Origin of the sequence: Paracoccus sp. SM22M-07 (genome assembly GCF_001887735.1) — a bacterium.
GTDB lineage: Bacteria > Pseudomonadota > Alphaproteobacteria > Rhodobacterales > Rhodobacteraceae > Paracoccus.
On sequence record NZ_JPKW01000001.1, the window covers coordinates 97761 to 114160 of the forward strand.

At 65.3% G+C, this 16400-nt stretch carries 16 protein-coding genes, 1 tRNA gene and 1 pseudogene; 4 read left to right on the forward strand and 14 right to left on the reverse strand.

The window, feature by feature from the left end; translation table 11 throughout:
* Positions 1–3 precede the first annotated feature (3 nt).
* Positions 4–981: a tripartite tricarboxylate transporter substrate binding protein gene (locus IE00_RS00475; protein ID WP_072295108.1), complete on the reverse strand. Its 978-nt coding sequence runs from the start codon at positions 979–981 to the stop codon at positions 4–6.
* A 343-nt stretch (positions 982–1324) separates the two neighbouring features.
* Between IE00_RS00475 and IE00_RS00480 the strand changes: the two genes are divergently transcribed.
* The gene (locus tag IE00_RS00480; protein WP_240493753.1) at positions 1325–1774 is read left to right on the forward strand and encodes a GNAT family N-acetyltransferase; all 450 of its coding nucleotides are present in this window, start codon (positions 1325–1327) and stop codon (positions 1772–1774) included.
* 290 nt (positions 1775–2064) lie between these two features.
* Here IE00_RS00480 and IE00_RS20825 read toward each other — a convergent pair.
* The 3 genes and pseudogenes from IE00_RS20825 to IE00_RS00500 form a co-directional block, all read right to left on the reverse strand.
* Positions 2065–4010: pseudogene (locus tag IE00_RS20825) on the reverse strand (tripartite tricarboxylate transporter permease).
* Between the two features lie 56 nt (positions 4011–4066).
* Positions 4067–5152, reverse strand: a complete 1086-nt coding sequence (locus IE00_RS00495) for a tripartite tricarboxylate transporter substrate binding protein (protein ID WP_072295110.1) — start codon at positions 5150–5152, stop codon at positions 4067–4069.
* Positions 5153–5189: 37 nt separating this feature from the next.
* Positions 5190–6269, reverse strand: a complete 1080-nt coding sequence (locus IE00_RS00500) for a 4-oxalomesaconate tautomerase (RefSeq protein WP_072295111.1) — start codon at positions 6267–6269, stop codon at positions 5190–5192.
* 114 nt (positions 6270–6383) lie between these two features.
* Between IE00_RS00500 and IE00_RS00505 the strand changes: the two genes are divergently transcribed.
* A complete protein-coding gene (locus tag IE00_RS00505; RefSeq protein WP_072295112.1) occupies positions 6384–7286 on the forward strand; it encodes a LysR family transcriptional regulator in 903 nt (300 codons plus the stop codon).
* A 220-nt stretch (positions 7287–7506) separates the two neighbouring features.
* On the opposite strand, the gene IE00_RS00510 is transcribed toward IE00_RS00505, so the two are convergent.
* On the reverse strand, positions 7507–7968 hold the full coding sequence (locus IE00_RS00510) for a hypothetical protein (protein ID WP_072295113.1): 462 nt from the start codon (positions 7966–7968) through the stop codon (positions 7507–7509).
* A gap of 41 nt (positions 7969–8009) precedes the next feature.
* Positions 8010–8249, reverse strand: coding sequence for a hypothetical protein (locus IE00_RS19635; RefSeq protein ID WP_139291269.1), 240 nt, complete (start codon positions 8247–8249; stop codon positions 8010–8012).
* 49 nt (positions 8250–8298) lie between these two features.
* Between IE00_RS19635 and IE00_RS20750 the strand changes: the two genes are divergently transcribed.
* On the forward strand, positions 8299–8433 hold the full coding sequence (locus tag IE00_RS20750) for a hypothetical protein (protein ID WP_256374790.1): 135 nt from the start codon (positions 8299–8301) through the stop codon (positions 8431–8433).
* Positions 8434–8795: 362 nt separating this feature from the next.
* On the opposite strand, the gene IE00_RS00515 is transcribed toward IE00_RS20750, so the two are convergent.
* Positions 8796–9632, reverse strand: a complete 837-nt coding sequence (locus tag IE00_RS00515; protein ID WP_083553940.1) for a helix-turn-helix domain-containing protein — start codon at positions 9630–9632, stop codon at positions 8796–8798.
* A 116-nt stretch (positions 9633–9748) separates the two neighbouring features.
* Here IE00_RS00515 and IE00_RS00520 point away from each other — a divergent pair, with 116 nt between their 5' ends.
* Positions 9749–10672 (forward strand): DMT family transporter, encoded by a 924-nt coding sequence (locus IE00_RS00520; protein ID WP_072295115.1) that lies wholly within the window; start codon positions 9749–9751, stop codon positions 10670–10672.
* A gap of 101 nt (positions 10673–10773) precedes the next feature.
* On the opposite strand, the gene IE00_RS00525 is transcribed toward IE00_RS00520, so the two are convergent.
* The 7 genes from IE00_RS00525 to IE00_RS00555 all read right to left on the reverse strand — a co-directional run bounded on the left by IE00_RS00525 (position 10774) and on the right by IE00_RS00555 (position 16392).
* A complete protein-coding gene (locus IE00_RS00525; RefSeq protein ID WP_072295116.1) occupies positions 10774–11667 on the reverse strand; it encodes an NAD(P)-dependent oxidoreductase in 894 nt (297 codons plus the stop codon).
* 139 nt (positions 11668–11806) lie between these two features.
* Positions 11807–12709, reverse strand: a complete 903-nt coding sequence (locus IE00_RS00530; protein ID WP_083553942.1) for a type 1 glutamine amidotransferase — start codon at positions 12707–12709, stop codon at positions 11807–11809.
* A gap of 286 nt (positions 12710–12995) precedes the next feature.
* Complete coding sequence (locus IE00_RS00535; protein ID WP_240493754.1) at positions 12996–13751, reverse strand: metallophosphoesterase family protein; 756 nt, start codon at positions 13749–13751, stop codon at positions 12996–12998.
* 662 nt (positions 13752–14413) lie between these two features.
* Positions 14414–14489: transfer RNA gene (locus IE00_RS00540), tRNA-Phe, on the reverse strand.
* 84 nt (positions 14490–14573) lie between these two features.
* Positions 14574–14738 (reverse strand): DNA gyrase inhibitor YacG, encoded by a 165-nt coding sequence (locus IE00_RS00545; RefSeq protein WP_072295119.1) that lies wholly within the window; start codon positions 14736–14738, stop codon positions 14574–14576.
* Positions 14738–15793, reverse strand: a complete 1056-nt coding sequence (locus tag IE00_RS00550; RefSeq protein ID WP_072295120.1) for a ribonuclease E/G — start codon at positions 15791–15793, stop codon at positions 14738–14740. Before IE00_RS00550 ends, IE00_RS00545 begins: the two co-directional genes overlap by 1 nt.
* Complete coding sequence (locus IE00_RS00555; RefSeq protein ID WP_072295121.1) at positions 15790–16392, reverse strand: nucleoside triphosphate pyrophosphatase; 603 nt, start codon at positions 16390–16392, stop codon at positions 15790–15792. Before IE00_RS00555 ends, IE00_RS00550 begins: the two co-directional genes overlap by 4 nt.
* Between the last annotated feature and the right edge of the window lie 8 nt (positions 16393–16400).

A 16400-nucleotide genomic window follows, 5' to 3' on the forward strand; every position in this document is an offset into this window, starting at 1 on the left:
GCCCTATTGCGCTGCCTGCACCGTGTCGATCACGCCGCCCCAGAGCGCGGTGTCATCCGTGATCCGCTGCGCCAGATCCTTGGGCGTGCCGGGCTGTGCCTGCCAACCCATCGCCAACAGTCGCTCGCGCACCTTTTCATCGGCCAGAATGGTGTTCAGCTCGGCGTTCAGCCGCTCGATCACGGCCGGATCGGTGGCGGCCGGGGCAATGAACGCGTTCCACAGCTCGGCCCGGAAATCATCGGGCAGGCCTGCGGTTCCCGCGATCACCGGCACGTTCGGCACCTGGGCAAAGGGTTCCGCCGAAGTGACGCCCAGCATCTTCATCTTGCCCGCCTCAACCTGCGGCAGCGCCGCCGAGGGGGCCATGAACCCGCTGTCGATCTCTCCGCCAAGGATCGAGGTCGTGACCTCGGCATAGCTCTGGAAGGGAATGTGGAACAGCTGGACGCCAGTGGCGTCCGAGAACAGTTCCGCCGTCAGATGCGCGCCCGATCCCTCGCCGACCGAACCATAGCTGATCGCCTCGGGCTCGGCGGCGGCTTCGATGAAGCCGGCCAGATCGTCGGCCGGGAAATCGGCGCCCACGGCCAGGACCAGCGGGCTGGTCGCGATCAGCCCGACCGGGGCGATGTCGGCTGCCGGATCATAGCCCAGATCGGGGATCAGCCGCTGCGCCGTCGTCAACGGGCCATTGATGTTGATGCTGAAACTGTCGCCACCGCGTGCCAGCATCTGCTGGACCGCGATCACGCCGCCGGCGCCGGGGCGGTTCTCGACGACAACCGGCTGGCCCAGCGCCTCGGCCAGGGGTTCGGCCACAAGACGCGCAATGGTGTCGGGGGAAGAACCGGCGGGGAAGCCGACAAAGATATGCACCGGGCCCGCAGGCCAATCCTGCGCCATCGCGGCCGAGGATAGGGCGCATCCGGCAAGCAAGGCGGCGGCGACCGCTGCGCGGCGTGTCTGGCGATGGTTCATATGAGGCTCCCCCGAAGAATAATGCTCCGTTTGTTGCCTGTGCCGGCAGGGGCGTCAATGGGGGCGGCAGCGGACAGACGGATGTGGTGCCTCGATGCGCGCCGCACCGATCCTCGATCTGGCCCGAACGACCGGCGCGCACGATGCATGCGGAACCCCCGCTTCGGTCCCGCTCACATGGCCCGTTCCGCGGAGCAGGCGAGGCAGTTTCCCCAAGGCGCAGGACACCGCGAGGTCGCCCGGAATGCGTTTCCGCCTTGCGACAGGACGGATGCTTTGCCCAGCGCCCCGCGTTGCGCCTAAACTCGGGGAACCACCCCGAGGCCAGTGACGAGCGCGTCCCATGTCAGATCTGAAACTCGAAGCGGTACGGAATGCGGATGCCGCACGCCTGGCAGACCTGAGGGTCGAGGCCATGCGGCCAAGCCTGGAGGCCGCCGGAAGGTTCGATCCAGCCCGCGCCAGACGCCGGTTTCTGGATGCGTTCACCGCCAAGGACACAAGGATGATCCGGTGCGGTCGCGATCTGGCCGGGTTTATCGTCGTTCGAAGATGGCCCGATCATCTCTATCTGGATCACCTCTATCTTATCCTGTCGTTTCAAAGACGCGGGATCGGCGGCCACGTGATCAATGCGCTGAAACACGAGGCGCAAGCTCGGATGGTTCCCATTCGCCTCACGGCGCTGAGGGGCAGCCCCGCCAATGATTTCTACGCATCATGCGGGTTCCAGCTGCTGTCGTACGACAGCCAGGACAACCTCTATCAGTGGAACCCTGTGCTCGGCAGCTAGGTGTTGTGCGGGGCGATCTGCGGGACGCCCCCCTGACCGCCGATCCTATCGCCTGGCGAACATCGGCAGGATCAGGCCCCATTCGCTGGCCCAAGCAGGCCCGGTGGCCACGAAACCATGCTTCTTGCAGGCAGCGGTGGCTTGGGCATTGTCCGGGTGGCGATCCGTCGCGATTGCCGGGGTGCCATCGGCACTGATTTGGCAGCCGATGTGTCTGCCCCGTTCCGATGCCGGAACAACCAATGGCGGCCGTTAGAAACGGCCGCCAAAGGCGTCAGCGCGTGTCAGGGTCAGAACAGCAGCGGTGGAATGATCCCTTCGGGCAGGCGCAACGTCATGGCCCAGGTGATGCCGCTGATGAACCCGACCGCCCCCGCGGTCATCAGCACCGCCTGCACCGGTCGGGCCTTGCCGGCGACGATCAGGAATAGCGGGAAGAACAACGCCATCGCCGGCACGAAGCCGATCAGCCAGACCAGACCCACCAGGGCCGCAAAGACCGCCAGATGCATCTCGCGGCCCGACCAGGTCCCCGATACGGCGCCGCTGGCATCGTCGTCGTGGATCTCGGCGACGCGGCCGCGGCGGATGTTGAAGGCGACGCAGAGCGCACCGATCAGCGCCAGCACCCCGATGGTCATCGGAAACACCATTCCCAGAAAGCTGAGGTTGACGCTCTCGGCCAGGCAGAAGGCCGCGACCGCGACCAGCAGCCCCGCGAATGCCATCTGCCGCCCGCGCGTCTGCTGATCGGCCACGTCGCTGGCCCCCTCGCTCGAGACTTCGGCGCCGTAGCGCAGGCCCAGAAAGACCGACACGACGGTGATCAGCGCGATGATGATGACGCCCGGGCGCAGCAGCCAGTCCGATCCATAGAACTGCACGGCCTGGTACAGATAGCCCTCGGCCCCCGGTGCCAGCACGAATCCGATCAGCAGTGCCGGCCGCGGCCAGCCGAAACGGCGCATGTAGATGCCGACGGCGCCCATGATGATCAGCGCCACCAGATCCGCCATCGACCGCGAGGCCTGGAAGGCCGCGAACATGGCGATCATCACCATGAAGGGCGCCAGATAGACGAAGGGCACCTGCGTCAGACGCGCCACCTGCCGGGCCATCAGCACGCAAAGGCCCGCGCCCAGCACGTTGGCCAGGGCCAGCGACCAGATGATGGTATAGGTCAGGTCCAGCCGCGTCTCGACCATGGTCACGCCGGGCTGGATACCCAGCAGGACCATGCCGCCCAGAAACACAGCCATCGACCCCGAACCGGGCACGCCGAACAGCAAAGTGGGAACCAGCGCCCCGCCCTGGCAGGCGTTGTTGGCGCTTTCGGGGCGATGACGCCCCGCAAGTCGCCCTTGCCGAACCGGCTGCGATCCTTGCTGGTCTGGACGACATGGCTGTAGGCGATCCAGTCGACCACCGCCCCGCCCAGGCCCGGCAGCGCGCCGATGACGCAGCCAAGGCTGGCGCAGCGGGCGACCAGCCAGGGATGGCCAAAAACGTCGCGCACGCCGCGCATCCAGCCGCCGCCCAGGGGCGTGCTGTCGGAAATGGCCGTGCCGCGCTTCAGCAGGTCGATGATCTCGGGAATGGCAAAGAGGCCCATGGCCACGACGACCAGGGGCACCCCGTCATAGAGATAGTCGATGCCCAGGGTCATGCGCGCCTCGCCGGTGGCCGGCGCGGTGCCGATCGTGCCGATGACCAGCCCCAGACCCGCGGCGGCGATCCCCTTGGTCAGGCTGCGCCCCGACAGGACGGCCACCATCGACAGGCCGAACAGCGTCAGCATGAACAGCTCGGCCGAGGAAAAGGACAGGACCAGCGGTCGCGCCATCACGATGGCGACCGACAGGACCAGGGCTCCGATCAGCCCCCCGATCAGCGAACTGGTGAAGGCGGCCGACAGGGCGCGGGCCGCCTCTCCGCGCTTGGCCATGGGAAACCCGTCCAGCACGGTGGCCTGGCTGGCGCTGGACCCGGGGATCCCCATCATGACGGATGTGAAGGTGTCGCCGGTGGGAATGACGGCAACCATGCCGATCAGCATTCCCAGGGCGGCGGTCGGCTCCATCCCGTAAAGGAAGGGCAGCAGGATCGACATCCCGGCAATGCCGCCCAGTCCGGGCAGGATGCCCACGATCAGGCCCACAAGGACGCCTACGACCAGGAAGGTCAGGTGCCCGGCGGACATGACCTGGCCCAGTGCCGAAAGGGCAATATCGAACATCGTGGTTTTCTCCCCCCACTTGCAATGCGGCGGGGCCAGGCGGCCCCGCCGGTCGGTCAGAACCGGACGCCGTAATCCTCGGACAGCCAGGTCGTCAGGAATTCGCGGATGGCCGGATCGACGGTCAGCGCGGCCTGCAGCGCGGCATCGGCCTCGTCGCCGACCAGCTGGTCATAGACGCCGATCTCCTCGCCGGCGCGTTCGCGGAAATCCGGGGCCTCGACGATCTGGCGAGCGGCGTCGGCATAGGTGGCGACGACCTCGGCCGGGGCGTCCTTGGGCAGGACCACCATCTTCTGCAGGGAATAGCCCGCGATCATCAGCGCCTTCCAGGCCTCGAAGGCCTCGCCCTCGGGGGCCGTGCCCATGGCGTCGGTATAGAATTCGACGAAGGTCGGCAGGTCCGGGAAGGACGGATCACGGGTCACGTTGCCTTCGGCATCGACCACGCCCATCGAGAACAGCGGCACGGCCTTGCCGCTGTCGACCAGCGGCGCGACGCTGTTGAGATAGGCGGAACTGGTCTGGAAATCGATCCCGGCCTCGCCGCGTTCGAAGGCCAGTCGGCCCGCGCCGCGGCTTTCCATGCCAAAGACCGGACGGATGTTCAGCCCCATCATCTTCAGCGCCAGCAGCACCGGCATCTCCAGCGCGGTCGCGCCCTGGCTGGCAAAGCGGATCTCTTCGGCCTTGAGGGTCTCCAGACCTTCGGGGCCGGTGACGCCGTATTTCGGATCGGCATAGACGACGCCGCCGGTGGGCGATGCCAGGACCGCCGTCCAGTCGGCATAGTCATAGCGCACCCGCGGATCGCCCAGGATCGCGGGATATTGGGTCGAGGCCGAGGTGCCCAGGATGGACAGCCCGTCATCAGTGGCGCGGCTGGCGAACTGGTTCGCGCCGGTGATCGACCCGCCGCCGGGCACGTTCAGCACCACGACATTCGGCTGCCCCGGCAGGGCATGGGCCAGCTGCGGCGCAAAGAAGCGCGCCCAGACATCGGTGCCGCCACCGACGCCGAAGGGAATGGTCCATTCGACGGTCTCGCCGGAAAAATCCTGGGCCAGAAGGGTCTGGGGCAGGGAAAATGCGGCCACGGCGCTCAGCAACGCGGCCCGCAGGGGGTGGGTCAGGTGTCTCATATGGGTCTCCTCCTTGAATGGTGTGATGTCGGGGCGCTCAGGCGACCTGATCGCGCACGTGGACAAAACCGTCGAACAGCCGCCTGGCGGTCCGGATCACCATGGCGCGGGTGACGATGCCGGTGACAGGGTCCTGCTCGATCTCGACCGGTGTCTGCCCCGAGGGGTGCTCGATGACCAGCCGCCGCCGTCCGTCGGCATCCGGCTGCGGCAGCCGCGCCAGACGATGGGCCACGGTTCCGGGGGTGCAGCAGGCCGAGGCGATGCAGACGGCGCCGGTGATCGCCACCGCCGTATGGCAGGAATGGGGCATGAAATAGCGTGCGGTGATCGTGCCGTCGCCCGCAGGCGGGCCAAGCAGGATCGGCTTGGGGATGACCATCTGCGACACGTCCCCGAGGCCCATGCGACGCCCCGCCTCCTGGCGCAACCGCTCCAGCCGTTGCAGGAAGGCGCGGTCGGCGTCCAGTTCCGCCGGCGTTTCGCGGCCCGTCTTGCCAAGAGTGCCGGCGTCCAGCAGCATCGCCGCGACGGCCATGTCCAACAGCGTGACCTCGACGCCGTCGATCACATCGGCGGCCTTCCCCGTCGGCAGCAGCCTGCCTGTCTTGGACCCCGCCGCATCCAGGAACGCCATGCGCACCGGAGCCGCCGTGCCGGGCACGCCCGCGATGGCGGTGTCGCCTTCGTAATCGACCGTGCCGCCGGGGGTCTGCACGATCGCCTCGATCCGCTTGCCGGTGTTCACGTTGAAGATCGTCAGCCGCGTTTCGGGATCGGTGGCCGGGATCAGCCCCTGTTCGATGGCAAAGGGACCGACCGCCGCCAGCATGTTGCCGCAATTGGGCGCGGTATCGACCAGCGCGCGGTCGACATTCACCTGCGCGAACAGGTAATCGACATCCGCGTCGTCACGGGCGCTGCGGCCCACGATGGCCACCTTGCTGGTCAGGGGATTGCCGCCGCCGATGCCGTCGATCTGCAAAGGATGCCCCGAGCCCATCGCCGAGATCAGCATCGCATCCCGCGCCGCAACATCGTCCGGCAGATCGCTGGACAGGAAAAACGGCCCGCGCGAGGTGCCGCCGCGCATCAGGACGCAGGGAATTTTTTGCATGATCTTGGCCTTCTCGGACTGTCAGGGGCAAGTGCCCACGTCTTGGGCACAGGCTTGCCAGAGATGCCGGAATGTGTGAAATGCAATGATCGGAATAATTATTGCGTCATAAACATGAATATAGATCTGGAAGACCTGCGCGCCTTCGTGGCCACCGCCGAGATGCAAAGCTTTCGCGCCGCCGCCGACAGCATCCACCTGTCGCAGCCCGCCCTGACCCGCCGCATCCAGAAGCTGGAGTCGACCCTGGGCGTGCCCCTGCTGGAACGGACCACCCGTCGCGTGTCGCTGACCGCCGTGGGTCGTGATTTCCTGCCACGGGCGCGGCGCCTGCTGGACGATCTGGAAACCTCGTTGATGTCCGTGCGCGAGATTGCGGAACGCCGATCGGGGCTGGTCAGCATCGCCTGCATCCCGACGGCGGCCTATTATTTTCTGCCCGATGTCATCAGCGCCTTTTCCGCCGAATTTCCTGCGATCCGGTTTCGCATCCTGGATGCGGGCGCCAACGAAGTTCTGCAAAGCGTCCTGAACCGAGAGGTCGATTTCGGCATCACCCTGCTGGGCGCGGACGATCCCGAAGTGGCTTTCGACCCGCTGATCGAAGAGCCGTTCCTGCTGGCCTGCCGACGCGACCACGTGCTGGCGGGGCGGCCCTCGGTCAGCTGGGAGGAACTGGCCGATCATCGCTTTGTCACCGTGGGGCGGTCCAGCGGCAACCGCCTGATCATGGATCTAGCGCTGGCGAAGGCGAATGTCAGGCCCCGCCCATTCTTCGAGGTGCAGCACCTGTCCACCTCGCTTGGTCTGGTCGAGGCCGGGCTGGGGGTCGCCGCCCTGCCGCGCATGGCGCTGCCCGCCGGTCCGCATCACACGATCGCCACCGTTCCCCTGACCGCGCCCGATGTCACGCGAACCGTCGGCGTGGTCAGGGTTCCCGGTTCGCGCCGTTCGCCCGCGGCCGAGCAATTCTATGAAATGCTGCTCAACCGGTGGCGGTCCGGGGGGGTAAGATGATGCGAAGATCCAGCAAGCGGGGCGTATCGGCCGACAGCAAACTGCACCGACTGGGCAATCTGATGCAGCGATGCTTCAGCAGGCCAAAGAACGCCAGATCCCTCGCATCCCGGCACGACAAGACCGCCGAAAGCTCGATGGCTGACAACGAATAAGGACACTTACGGTAGCAGATGCATTGGCGCGTGTGCCGACCCGCTCACTGCAAGGCTACGCAGTCTCAGCAATCGATCTTCAGGCCATCCGGGACGCGGCGTCGATTGTCCATCGGCAAGCCGGCGTCCAGAATCATCTCCTCGGCCATCGAATCCGCATTGGGTCCGGCATCCATCAGATGCTGCCAGATATCCCGGACCGCCGGGGCGACGCGGCTCTCGTTCAGGGCACGGGCCGTGTGAAGCCAGACAGCGAGGCCGTCGCTGCTGTCATAGTCGCGCTTCTTGCGCAACGCGGTGATGCTGGCCTGTGCGCTCGACGCGAATTTGGCAACGGCCTCGGATGTCCACCGGGACATCTCATAGAGGTCGCGCCCCTCGGCCAGGTGGAAGGCGGCCCAGAAACGGGCGGCAGCAGCACGGCTTTCGACCTGATGCGGTTTCGCGTCGGCCAGCTTGTCGGCAACAGCCTGCGCCTCATCGACAAGGGCCGCCGTGGCCTTTTCCTTCTGCCATGTGCTGAACATCACGGTCCTTTCCGGATCTGCGGGGTGAAGTGGGGGGCGGCCTATTGCGACAGGTCCTCGACGATTTCGCCTCGGACGCCTTTCAACGGCTCATCCTCGTTGTGTCGAACAAGATATTCATAGGCGGCATCATGGGTATCGAAGACCATCGGGGCGTCTGTCGCGCTGAACGCACGCGCTTCGCGCGTCAGCTTCATGTGAGGTGCCTCACCCATGGCAATGACAAATCCTGGCATATGTTCTCTCCTCGGTGCAGAACCGGCGATATGGGGCATCGCCATCATGGCATCCTGTCTTCTGCAACGCGGACCAGGGCCGAAAGGACCCATCATGTCCGATCTTCACCTTTGCCGTGTCGTCCGCTTTCATCAGCTTGGTGGCCCCGAGGTGCTGCGGCTGGAAAACGAGGAACCGCTTAGCCCCAACCGCATGAGGTTCAGCTGCGGGCCGAGGCGATCGCCCTGAACCGCGTGGATGCGATGTTCCGATGGGGAACCTATCCGGAAAAACCGGCCTTTTCGGCCCGTTCGGGTTTCGAAGCGTCGGTGGCGCGCTTCGAGCCGCAGCCTTCTGGATGGGCTTCGTGACGACCTATGCCGCGCTTGTCGAACACTGCCCGCTCTCGGTGGGGCAATGGCTGCTGATCACCGCAGCCTCCAGCTCGGTCAGCCTGACAGTCATCCAGATCGCGCGCGGTCGTTGCGGCCGTCCGGAACTATCGTCATCCACGGCGCGCTCAGCCCCCAACCCACGCCCTTCCCGCTAAAGGTCGCGCTGCGCCACAGTCTGGCCCTGCCCCCTTGCGCGTCCGGCAGATCGACAATGGGTCACGACCGCCGCAGCAGGGCGCGATAGGCGTCGGGTGTCGTGGACATCTGCTCTTTGAAGACCCTTGTGAAATGGCTCTGGCTTGAAAATCCGCAGACTTGCGCGATCTCGACCAAAGGCGATTGCCCGGCCAACATCGTCTTTGCCCGGGCGATCCTTCGGCTGGTGATCCATCCATGAAGGGGCAGCCCGCGGGTCGCCTTGAACATGCGGTGCAGGTGAAACGGGGACAGATCGGTCAGGCAGGCGATGTCGGCCAGGCGGATCGGCTGGTCAAGATGCGCGTCGATCCAATCGTCGATGCGGTGCAGAAGACGTGCGGGCAGCCCACCCTTCAGGGCGATCTGGCGCGTGCCCAAACGTCCGACCATGTCCGCGACGGCCCCGTCGGCCATCAGCAGGTCCTGCCGCAAGGCGGCGTCGGCCAACCGCACAAGAGGGATGGCAAGGTCGGGGAGTTCGGCAAAGGTCAGCTCGGGCAGGTCCATCCGGCGCGCGTCGCAGTCGTGGATCAGCGCGAAAGCCGCGCGCAGCCGGTCGTCCGGAACATAGAAATGCACGAACCGGAAGGGCGTCGTGATTTCCCATTCGGAGTTCTGACCTTCGGGCATGATGCAGACCGTGCCGGGCCGCCCGGTCCGGGAACCGGCATCCAGCCGCCTCGTACCCGTGCCGCCGTGAAGATAGCAGCTGAAGACGTGACCGTGGGGGGCGGCATAGCTGATCCGGTCGTTGCTGTTTTCCCAGATCGCGACGCCGCTTGCCACGCCCATCGGCATGGCAGCCGTGTTGCGCGCGGCAGGAGAGCGGTCAAGAAAATCGCGGATGGTGGCCATGAGATCTTCTAGCGCCTGCCGCAAAGCCCCGCCATCCAGTCGATCCATTTCGCCGCAAGATCCTGCAACGGCAGACCGCGGGAAGCTGCTAAGCGGACCGTGAAGGAGCCTTCGGCATGAGCACACCATTCCTGTTTACCGCGACCGTCCTGATCTGGGGCACGACCTGGATCGCCATCGCAGCCCAGGTCGGCGAGGTCGCGATCACGGTCTCGATCTTCTACCGCTTCGCATTGGCGGGGGCGGTCATGCTGGCGGGGCTTGTCGTCCTGGGGCGGCTGCGCTGGCCGGCCCGCTGGCGATTTGTCGTGATGCAGGCGCTGTGCCTGTTCTGCCTGAACTTCATCGGCCTCTACATGGCGACGTCGCTGATCCCCTCGGGGCTGGTCTCGGTCATCTTTTCGCTGGCGTCGATCTTCAACGCCGTCAATGCGCGCTTGTTCTTCGGCGACCCGATCAGCGGGCGGATGGTGCTGGCAGGAGCCTTGGGCGTCGCAGGGCTGGCCCTGCTGTTCTGGAAAGACCTCGCCGTGACGGTCGATCTGGCGGCGCTGCGCGGCATCGGCTGGGCGGTGCTGGGAACCATGTTCTTCTCGCTTGGCAACATGGCGTCACGGCGCAACAGCAAGCTGGGCATCACGCCCGTCACGGCCAATGCATGGGGCATGGCGATCGGCGCGCTGTGCCTGCTGCTGATCGTCACGCTGACGGGGCAACCTCTGGGCCTGCCGGAACGGGGCAGCTACTGGATCGCACTGGCCTATCTTGCCGTGATCGGCTCGGTCACCGGGTTCACGACCTACCTGATGCTGGTGGCCCGGATCGGATCGGCCAAGGCAGGCTATGCGACCGTCCTGTTCCCGATCATCGCGCTCAGCGCCTCGACCCTGCTGGAGGGGTATCGATGGACGCCGCCGGCGGTCATGGGCGTGGCCCTTGCCTGTCTGGGCAACATCGTGATGTTCAGCCGGATCGGGCCTCGCTCTGCTCCGCGGGTGGATCAGCCTGCCTCTCGTCATCGGTCGCCAGAGAACAGCTGACTGGTCCCGCGTGGGCACAATGGAGGCTCGCCGAGGCCGGCGCCAAGGACCCCCTCATCAGCCGACATGCATCGGTCGACCGCCATGCGGGGTCGGTCCCCCTAGATGTCCACATAATTCCGCCACGGATGCGCTTCCTTGAAGCCAAGCACGTCGCGGATCTTGCGGTTGGACAGCGGGGCCTCGTCCCTGCCCATGGCCCGTGTGATCGGTGTATCGGGCGCATATTTCGCCAGGAACTCCGCCGTCGGCATGGTGGCGGTGATGGTATCGTTCACCGCGTTGAAGACCTGATAGCCAAGCCCGTCCTTCTGCAGGCAGAGATGCACGATCTCGCCCAGATCGCGCGCGTCGATATAGCTCCAGGCGTTGCGCTTTCGGCTCATCGGGTTGGCCAGGTATGCGGGAAAATCCGCGTATTCATCCGGCTCGACGACATTGCCGATGCGCAGGGCATAGACATCGGCGCCATAGCGCATCGCAAAGGCACGCCCGGTCTTTTCGTTGACCACCTTCGACAGGCCGTAACTGTCCATCGGATCGCTGTCGTAATCTTCTTCCAGCGGAAAGACATGATAATCCTTGTCGCCTTCCGCGAAACAGACGCCATAGGTGGTTTCCGAACTGGCAAAGATCACCTTGCGCACGCCCAGCTTCATCGCCGCTTCCAGCACGTTATAGGTGCCGACGGTGTTCTGCGCGAATGTGGTGTTGTCGGGGTGGATCATCACGCGCGGCACGGCGGCGAAATGCACGATGGCGTCAGGGGCCTTGGGCGGGGCGCCTTCGTCGAAGCCATCAAAGCCGAAATGCGTGGTGAAGGCGTTGAAGACCTGGCCGCTGTCGGTGATGTCCGCGATCAACGTGTTCACCCCGGGCAGGTCGAGCGGCTTCAGATCGACGTTCAGGATCCTGTAGCCTTTCTCCAGCAGATGCGGCACGGCATGGCGGCCGGCTTTGCCCGTTCCGCCGGTGAAGATGATGCGTTTGGTCATGTGTCTCTCCCTCTCCATGCACCCCGCGATGATAGGGCGTCTTCATGCGCTTGGGCCAGTCTTGACCGCATCTGTGCAGCATCGGTGGCAACAGGCAGCACGGCGGCACCACCCCCGGCAACAGCTGTAGCAAGTTGCCCTAAATGGGCCCCAAGCCGCCCGTCTCGACGGCGTTCAGAAAATTCTCGATCTCGCGGGTGCGACGTTCGAAAAGGGCGATTTCGGCGTTCAGGCCCAATTGCCAGGCGATGTCGGTCCGCGTCGGCGCGGCATCCAGATCCTGCATTCGCGCGGCCATGGCCCGGACGTCACGCTGATCGCGGGCCAAGCCCTGCTTGATGATGTCATCCGCCTGGTGGGCGGTCGAGACGGCAATTTCGCCCAGGGACAGCTCGGGGTGATACTGGACGCCCCAGAAGATGCCCCGCCCGTGGCGGATCTCGGCAGCCTCGATCGGCGTATCGGGGTTCGCGGCCAGGCTGAACCCGCCGGAAGGAAGGCGGGTCACCACGCTGGAATGCATGGCCGGTGCGGTCCATGTCGCGGGCCTGCCTTCCAACATCCGATGCCGCGCGCCCGCTTCGGTGCGGGTGATGTCCCGAGCAAAGGCAACCTCGGCGCCGGGACGGCGAGGTCCGGTTTCGCCCCCTGCCGCCACGGCCGCAATCTGCAGGCCCGCGCAGGATCCGAATGCGGGCACGCCCGCCTGGAATACACGCGCCATGAAATGGGCGGCGGCGCGGGCCTCGGCGCTGTCCTTGTGCATTTGAATGGGCGAGCCGGCGAAGACGATGCCCTTGTGACGTGCGATATCCGGACAGGCGTCATCGTCAAAGCAGGAGGCCGTTTCCAGTTCGATCCCGGGGCGCAGCCGGCGCAGGGCCGCGGCATAGCTTTCATGCGACGCCTGCCCGGCATAGCTGCGGCGCTCGTTCTGTTGGGCTGGCGTCTCGCTGGAGACGACAAGAGTGATCGAGGACAATGGTGGGCCTTTCCTGACGGGCACGTCATGGCACAACATCGTGCAGGTCGTTGCGTTCATCGGTGCGGCGATCGGCCACGCAATGTCCGGTATCAGTGCAACACCCTGCTGATGGGTCGCAAAGAATCCCCGCCCTACCGATGCACCGGCCCCGCACGGGGACCGATGATTGACCGTGGATCAGCAGAATGCCCTTTCAGATCCGATGACCGGCATAGGCTGTCGCGGCCAGATGGTCGGATTGTCGGCGCTGAGGACCAATGGTGGCGGTTGATCAGATCGGTCGTCGTGCCTGCCTTGGGGCACGACCCTGGGTCATATCCCTACAGGGCAAGGTTGAATGACGTCAGATCTGCAAGTTTTGGATCACGGCACGAGGGCGACCGCCGTCTTCCCAAAGAAAGGCCAGCGTGATCGGCAGGTGGAAGCGGCGCGGGCCGGCGGCGCCGGGGTTCAACCATAAGGTCGTCTGGGTCTCATCGATGCCAGGTTTATGCGAGTGGCCCGAGATCACGACATTCCACCCCTCGCTATCCGGATCGGCGCTCAGGGCCTTGCGGTCATGGATCATGTGAATGCGCAGGCCTCCGCTTGCCAGGCTGACCGTTTCGGGCAGGGTTTCGGCCCAGGGCCCGCGGTCGATATTGCCGCGGATCGCCGTCACCGGGGCGATGCGGGCCAGAACGTCAAGGTGGGAGGGGTTGCCGATATCACCCGCGTGCAGAATGCGATCGACGCCTTCCAGCGCCTCCAGCGCTTCGGGGCGAAGCAATCCGTGGGTGTCGGAGATGACGCCGATGCGCTCTCCAGATGATGGTTGGCGGAATGACGGCAAACTGCAACTCCTGTTGAATTCCTTGCGCCGGCGCTTCCTCGGCCATGAAGGCAGCGCCATGGTTCGTTTCGGCGGTATCGTCCTGCCAATCTGGGGCATGCCGCTCACCAAAACCAAGGCCGACTTCGACGCCGTGCCGAAGACGGAAACCGTGGCTGCAGGACTAACCGAAATCAGCTTTCGGCAAACCTGGCGCGGTTCGGCGACGACATTTTTCTCCTCCTCATGCGTTACATCCCAACGGAGATAGCGCAATTCCACCAGCACACAAAATACGCTGCATTGTTTCGGTTAAGGCAATCGTCAAGGTGATTTCTCAGCCGCCTCAGACCATATCGGCACCGGCCTCGGAAAGCACGTCATAGACGACCAGATCAAAGCCCAGACAATCCGATGTTTGACCTCAACGCGAGGCCCGCACCATGGATAGGGAGGTGGATGCTGGACGTGACGGGGGAGGTGATCCAACTGAGGATCACCAAGAATCGAGCCATGCAGCAGGGTGTTTGAACCGGCAGCGTCCGGCACAATATCATGCCAGCCGCACAGAGTCCGTTCTTGTCGCTGACGCAGCTCTGCGAACTGCCGATGTCGATTTCTGGCCGCCATTTGAACCGCGACAGTCTTCGCGCGACTTACCGCCTACACGTCAGGGACGCTCGGTTGTCGAATGACAGGGCACAAATCCACCCCCCAACTCGGCCGACAATCAGATGCGTAGCCTGCGCTTGTCAGACAGGTCATGAGAAATGACGGGCTTGAACGAAAAAGCCCAGTCAAGCACCAGGGCGGTGGCTTCAACACCCTGAGGGCACAGAGATGTGTCAGATGTGAAAAACCGTTCCATGCCCCCGCGGATGCCCACGACTGACAACATGCTTCGTCCAGCAAAAGCGGATCAGCAAAACAATTCCATCAGGAATTTTTAGTGGTGCCCGGAGACGGATTTGAACCGCCGACACGCGGATTTTCAATCCGCTGCTCTACCAACTGAGCTATCCGGGCCCCTTTGTGACGCAGCATGCCGCGTCGGGTGAGGCGTATTTACGAGGGGGCGCGGGGACTGTCCAGACCCAAAACCATCTTTTTTCAGTCGGGCCCGTTTTCGTCCGACGATACGTCGTCCAAGGGCGCGCCGGGGATCACATAGGACCCCCGCAGCCACTTGGCCAGATCCACATCCGCGCAGCGTTTCGAACAGAACGGGCGGTATTGCGGGACGCTTTCTTTGGAACAGATCGGGCAGGCCGCCATCATGCCTCTCCGCTGGCCGTGGCAAGGCGCGCCAGGGGCACGCGGTCGCGCTTGCGGTTCAGTTCGTAAAGCCCCATCGCGGTCCAGCCGACCAGCGTGGCTTCGGCCCCCGCGTTGCGGAAGGCTGCGCCCAGGACCTGGTCCAGCGTCGCGCGGTCGCGTTTGGGCATGGGGGCGAAATCGACGACGATCTGGCCGCCCAGGCCCCGCAGCGCCAGCTGGCGCGGCAATTCGCGGGCCAGCGCGATATTGACCTTCAGCCCCGCCGCACCGGAGCTGTCATTGCCGGTGTTCACATCGACCGCGACAAGGGCGCGGGTCTGTTCGATGAAGGCGTCGCCCTGACCCTGAAGGTCGATCCGCGCCGACAGCAGCGCATCGACGGCATCCAGAACGCCGCAGCGTTCAAAGCTGTCCTCGCCCTCCTCGATCGCGTCGGGGGCGGGTTCGGCCCAATCCATCCAGGCCTGTTCCCACGGGGTCGGCGCGTCCAGCAGCAGTTCGGGCTTGCCGGCGGTTTCGGCGCAGATGCCATCGGCCAAGTCCAGCAGCTCGGCCACCTCTTCGGCGATCTCCTGGTCGTCGGCAGTTTCGGCGGCGCTGCGCAGGATCAGGCCGTGGCTGCGATCACCCAAGGCCTGCTGCCCCAAGGCCTGCAATTCGTCGCGGCGATCCTCGATCCGGATCTGGCGCGAAACGTTCACCCCCGGCTTGCCCGGCGTCACCAGCACATGACGACCGCGGAAGATCAGGCGGGTAGTGACGGGGACGGCCTTGCCATCCTCGGCGACGCCTGCAACCTGGACCAGCAGCGGCTTGCCCTCGGCTACGCCCTTGCGGTCGCGCAGATAGCCGGTCTGGCCATCGGGCAGCTGCACGAAGATGCCGCCCTGCCCCTTCATCAGCCTGTCCGCCTGCGCCCGGCAGATGGCACCGGGTGCGAAGGGCGCGACGGCATCGGTGGCCACCAGCAGATCGACCAGCTGGCCATCCTCCATCAGGGCGGCGGCCTCCTGTCCAAAGATGTGACCCAGGACGACTTGGCGGCCTTTCATGAACGTGCTCCTTCGGGGCGGGGATGGATGCCGATCGCGGCCAGCATGGCGGCGGTTTCGGACAGGGGCAGGCCCACGACGGCCGAAAACGACCCCTGGATCCACGGGATGAAGGCCGCGGCCGCCCCCTGGATCGCATAGGCGCCCGCCTTGCCCCGCCAATCGCCCATATCAAGATAATCTTCCAGCGCCTGCGCATCCAGCGACCGCATCCGCACTTTGGTTTCCACCAGGCGTTCCGCGATCCGGTCGCCATGGCGCAGCGCCATCGAGGTCAGCACGACATGGCGCCGCCCCGACATCAGGCGCATGAATTCCCCGGCCTCGGCCCGGTCGGCGGGCTTGCCCAGGATGCGGCGCCCGACCAGGACGGTCGTGTCGCCGGTCAGGCAGGCTTCGTCGGCGTCAAGGGTGATGGCCTGCGCCTTTTCCACCGCCATGCGGCGGACATAGGCACGCGCCGCTTCCCCCGGGCGCGGTGTTTCATCGATATCGGCGGGGCGAAGCGCGTGCGGCGTGATGCCGATCTGCGCCAACAGTTCCAGTCGGCGCGGGCTTGCCGATCCCAGCACAAGCCGGGGTGGGCGCAGTTCGGCCATGAGGCGGC

Bases quoted from the DNA above. Each gene is read 5' to 3' on its own strand.
- IE00_RS00475 (WP_072295108.1), bottom strand. From the start codon at position 981: ATGAACCATCGCCAGACACGCCGCGCAGCGGTCGCCGCCGCCTTGCTT.
- IE00_RS00480 (WP_240493753.1), top strand. From the start codon at position 1,325: ATGTCAGATCTGAAACTCGAAGCGGTACGGAATGCGGATGCCGCACGC.
- IE00_RS00495 (WP_072295110.1), bottom strand. From the start codon at position 5,152: ATGAGACACCTGACCCACCCCCTGCGGGCCGCGTTGCTGAGCGCCGTG.
- IE00_RS00500 (WP_072295111.1), bottom strand. From the start codon at position 6,269: ATGCAAAAAATTCCCTGCGTCCTGATGCGCGGCGGCACCTCGCGCGGG.
- IE00_RS00505 (WP_072295112.1), top strand. From the start codon at position 6,384: ATGAATATAGATCTGGAAGACCTGCGCGCCTTCGTGGCCACCGCCGAG.
- IE00_RS00510 (WP_072295113.1), bottom strand. From the start codon at position 7,968: ATGTTCAGCACATGGCAGAAGGAAAAGGCCACGGCGGCCCTTGTCGAT.
- IE00_RS19635 (WP_139291269.1), bottom strand. From the start codon at position 8,249: ATGGCGATGCCCCATATCGCCGGTTCTGCACCGAGGAGAGAACATATG.
- IE00_RS20750 (WP_256374790.1), top strand. From the start codon at position 8,299: ATGTCCGATCTTCACCTTTGCCGTGTCGTCCGCTTTCATCAGCTTGGT.
- IE00_RS00515 (WP_083553940.1), bottom strand. From the start codon at position 9,632: ATGGCCACCATCCGCGATTTTCTTGACCGCTCTCCTGCCGCGCGCAAC.
- IE00_RS00520 (WP_072295115.1), top strand. From the start codon at position 9,749: ATGAGCACACCATTCCTGTTTACCGCGACCGTCCTGATCTGGGGCACG.
- IE00_RS00525 (WP_072295116.1), bottom strand. From the start codon at position 11,667: ATGACCAAACGCATCATCTTCACCGGCGGAACGGGCAAAGCCGGCCGC.
- IE00_RS00530 (WP_083553942.1), bottom strand. From the start codon at position 12,709: ATGAACGCAACGACCTGCACGATGTTGTGCCATGACGTGCCCGTCAGG.
- IE00_RS00545 (WP_072295119.1), bottom strand. From the start codon at position 14,738: ATGGCGGCCTGCCCGATCTGTTCCAAAGAAAGCGTCCCGCAATACCGC.
- IE00_RS00550 (WP_072295120.1), bottom strand. From the start codon at position 15,793: ATGAAAGGCCGCCAAGTCGTCCTGGGTCACATCTTTGGACAGGAGGCC.
- IE00_RS00555 (WP_072295121.1), bottom strand. From the start codon at position 16,392: ATGGCCGAACTGCGCCCACCCCGGCTTGTGCTGGGATCGGCAAGCCCG.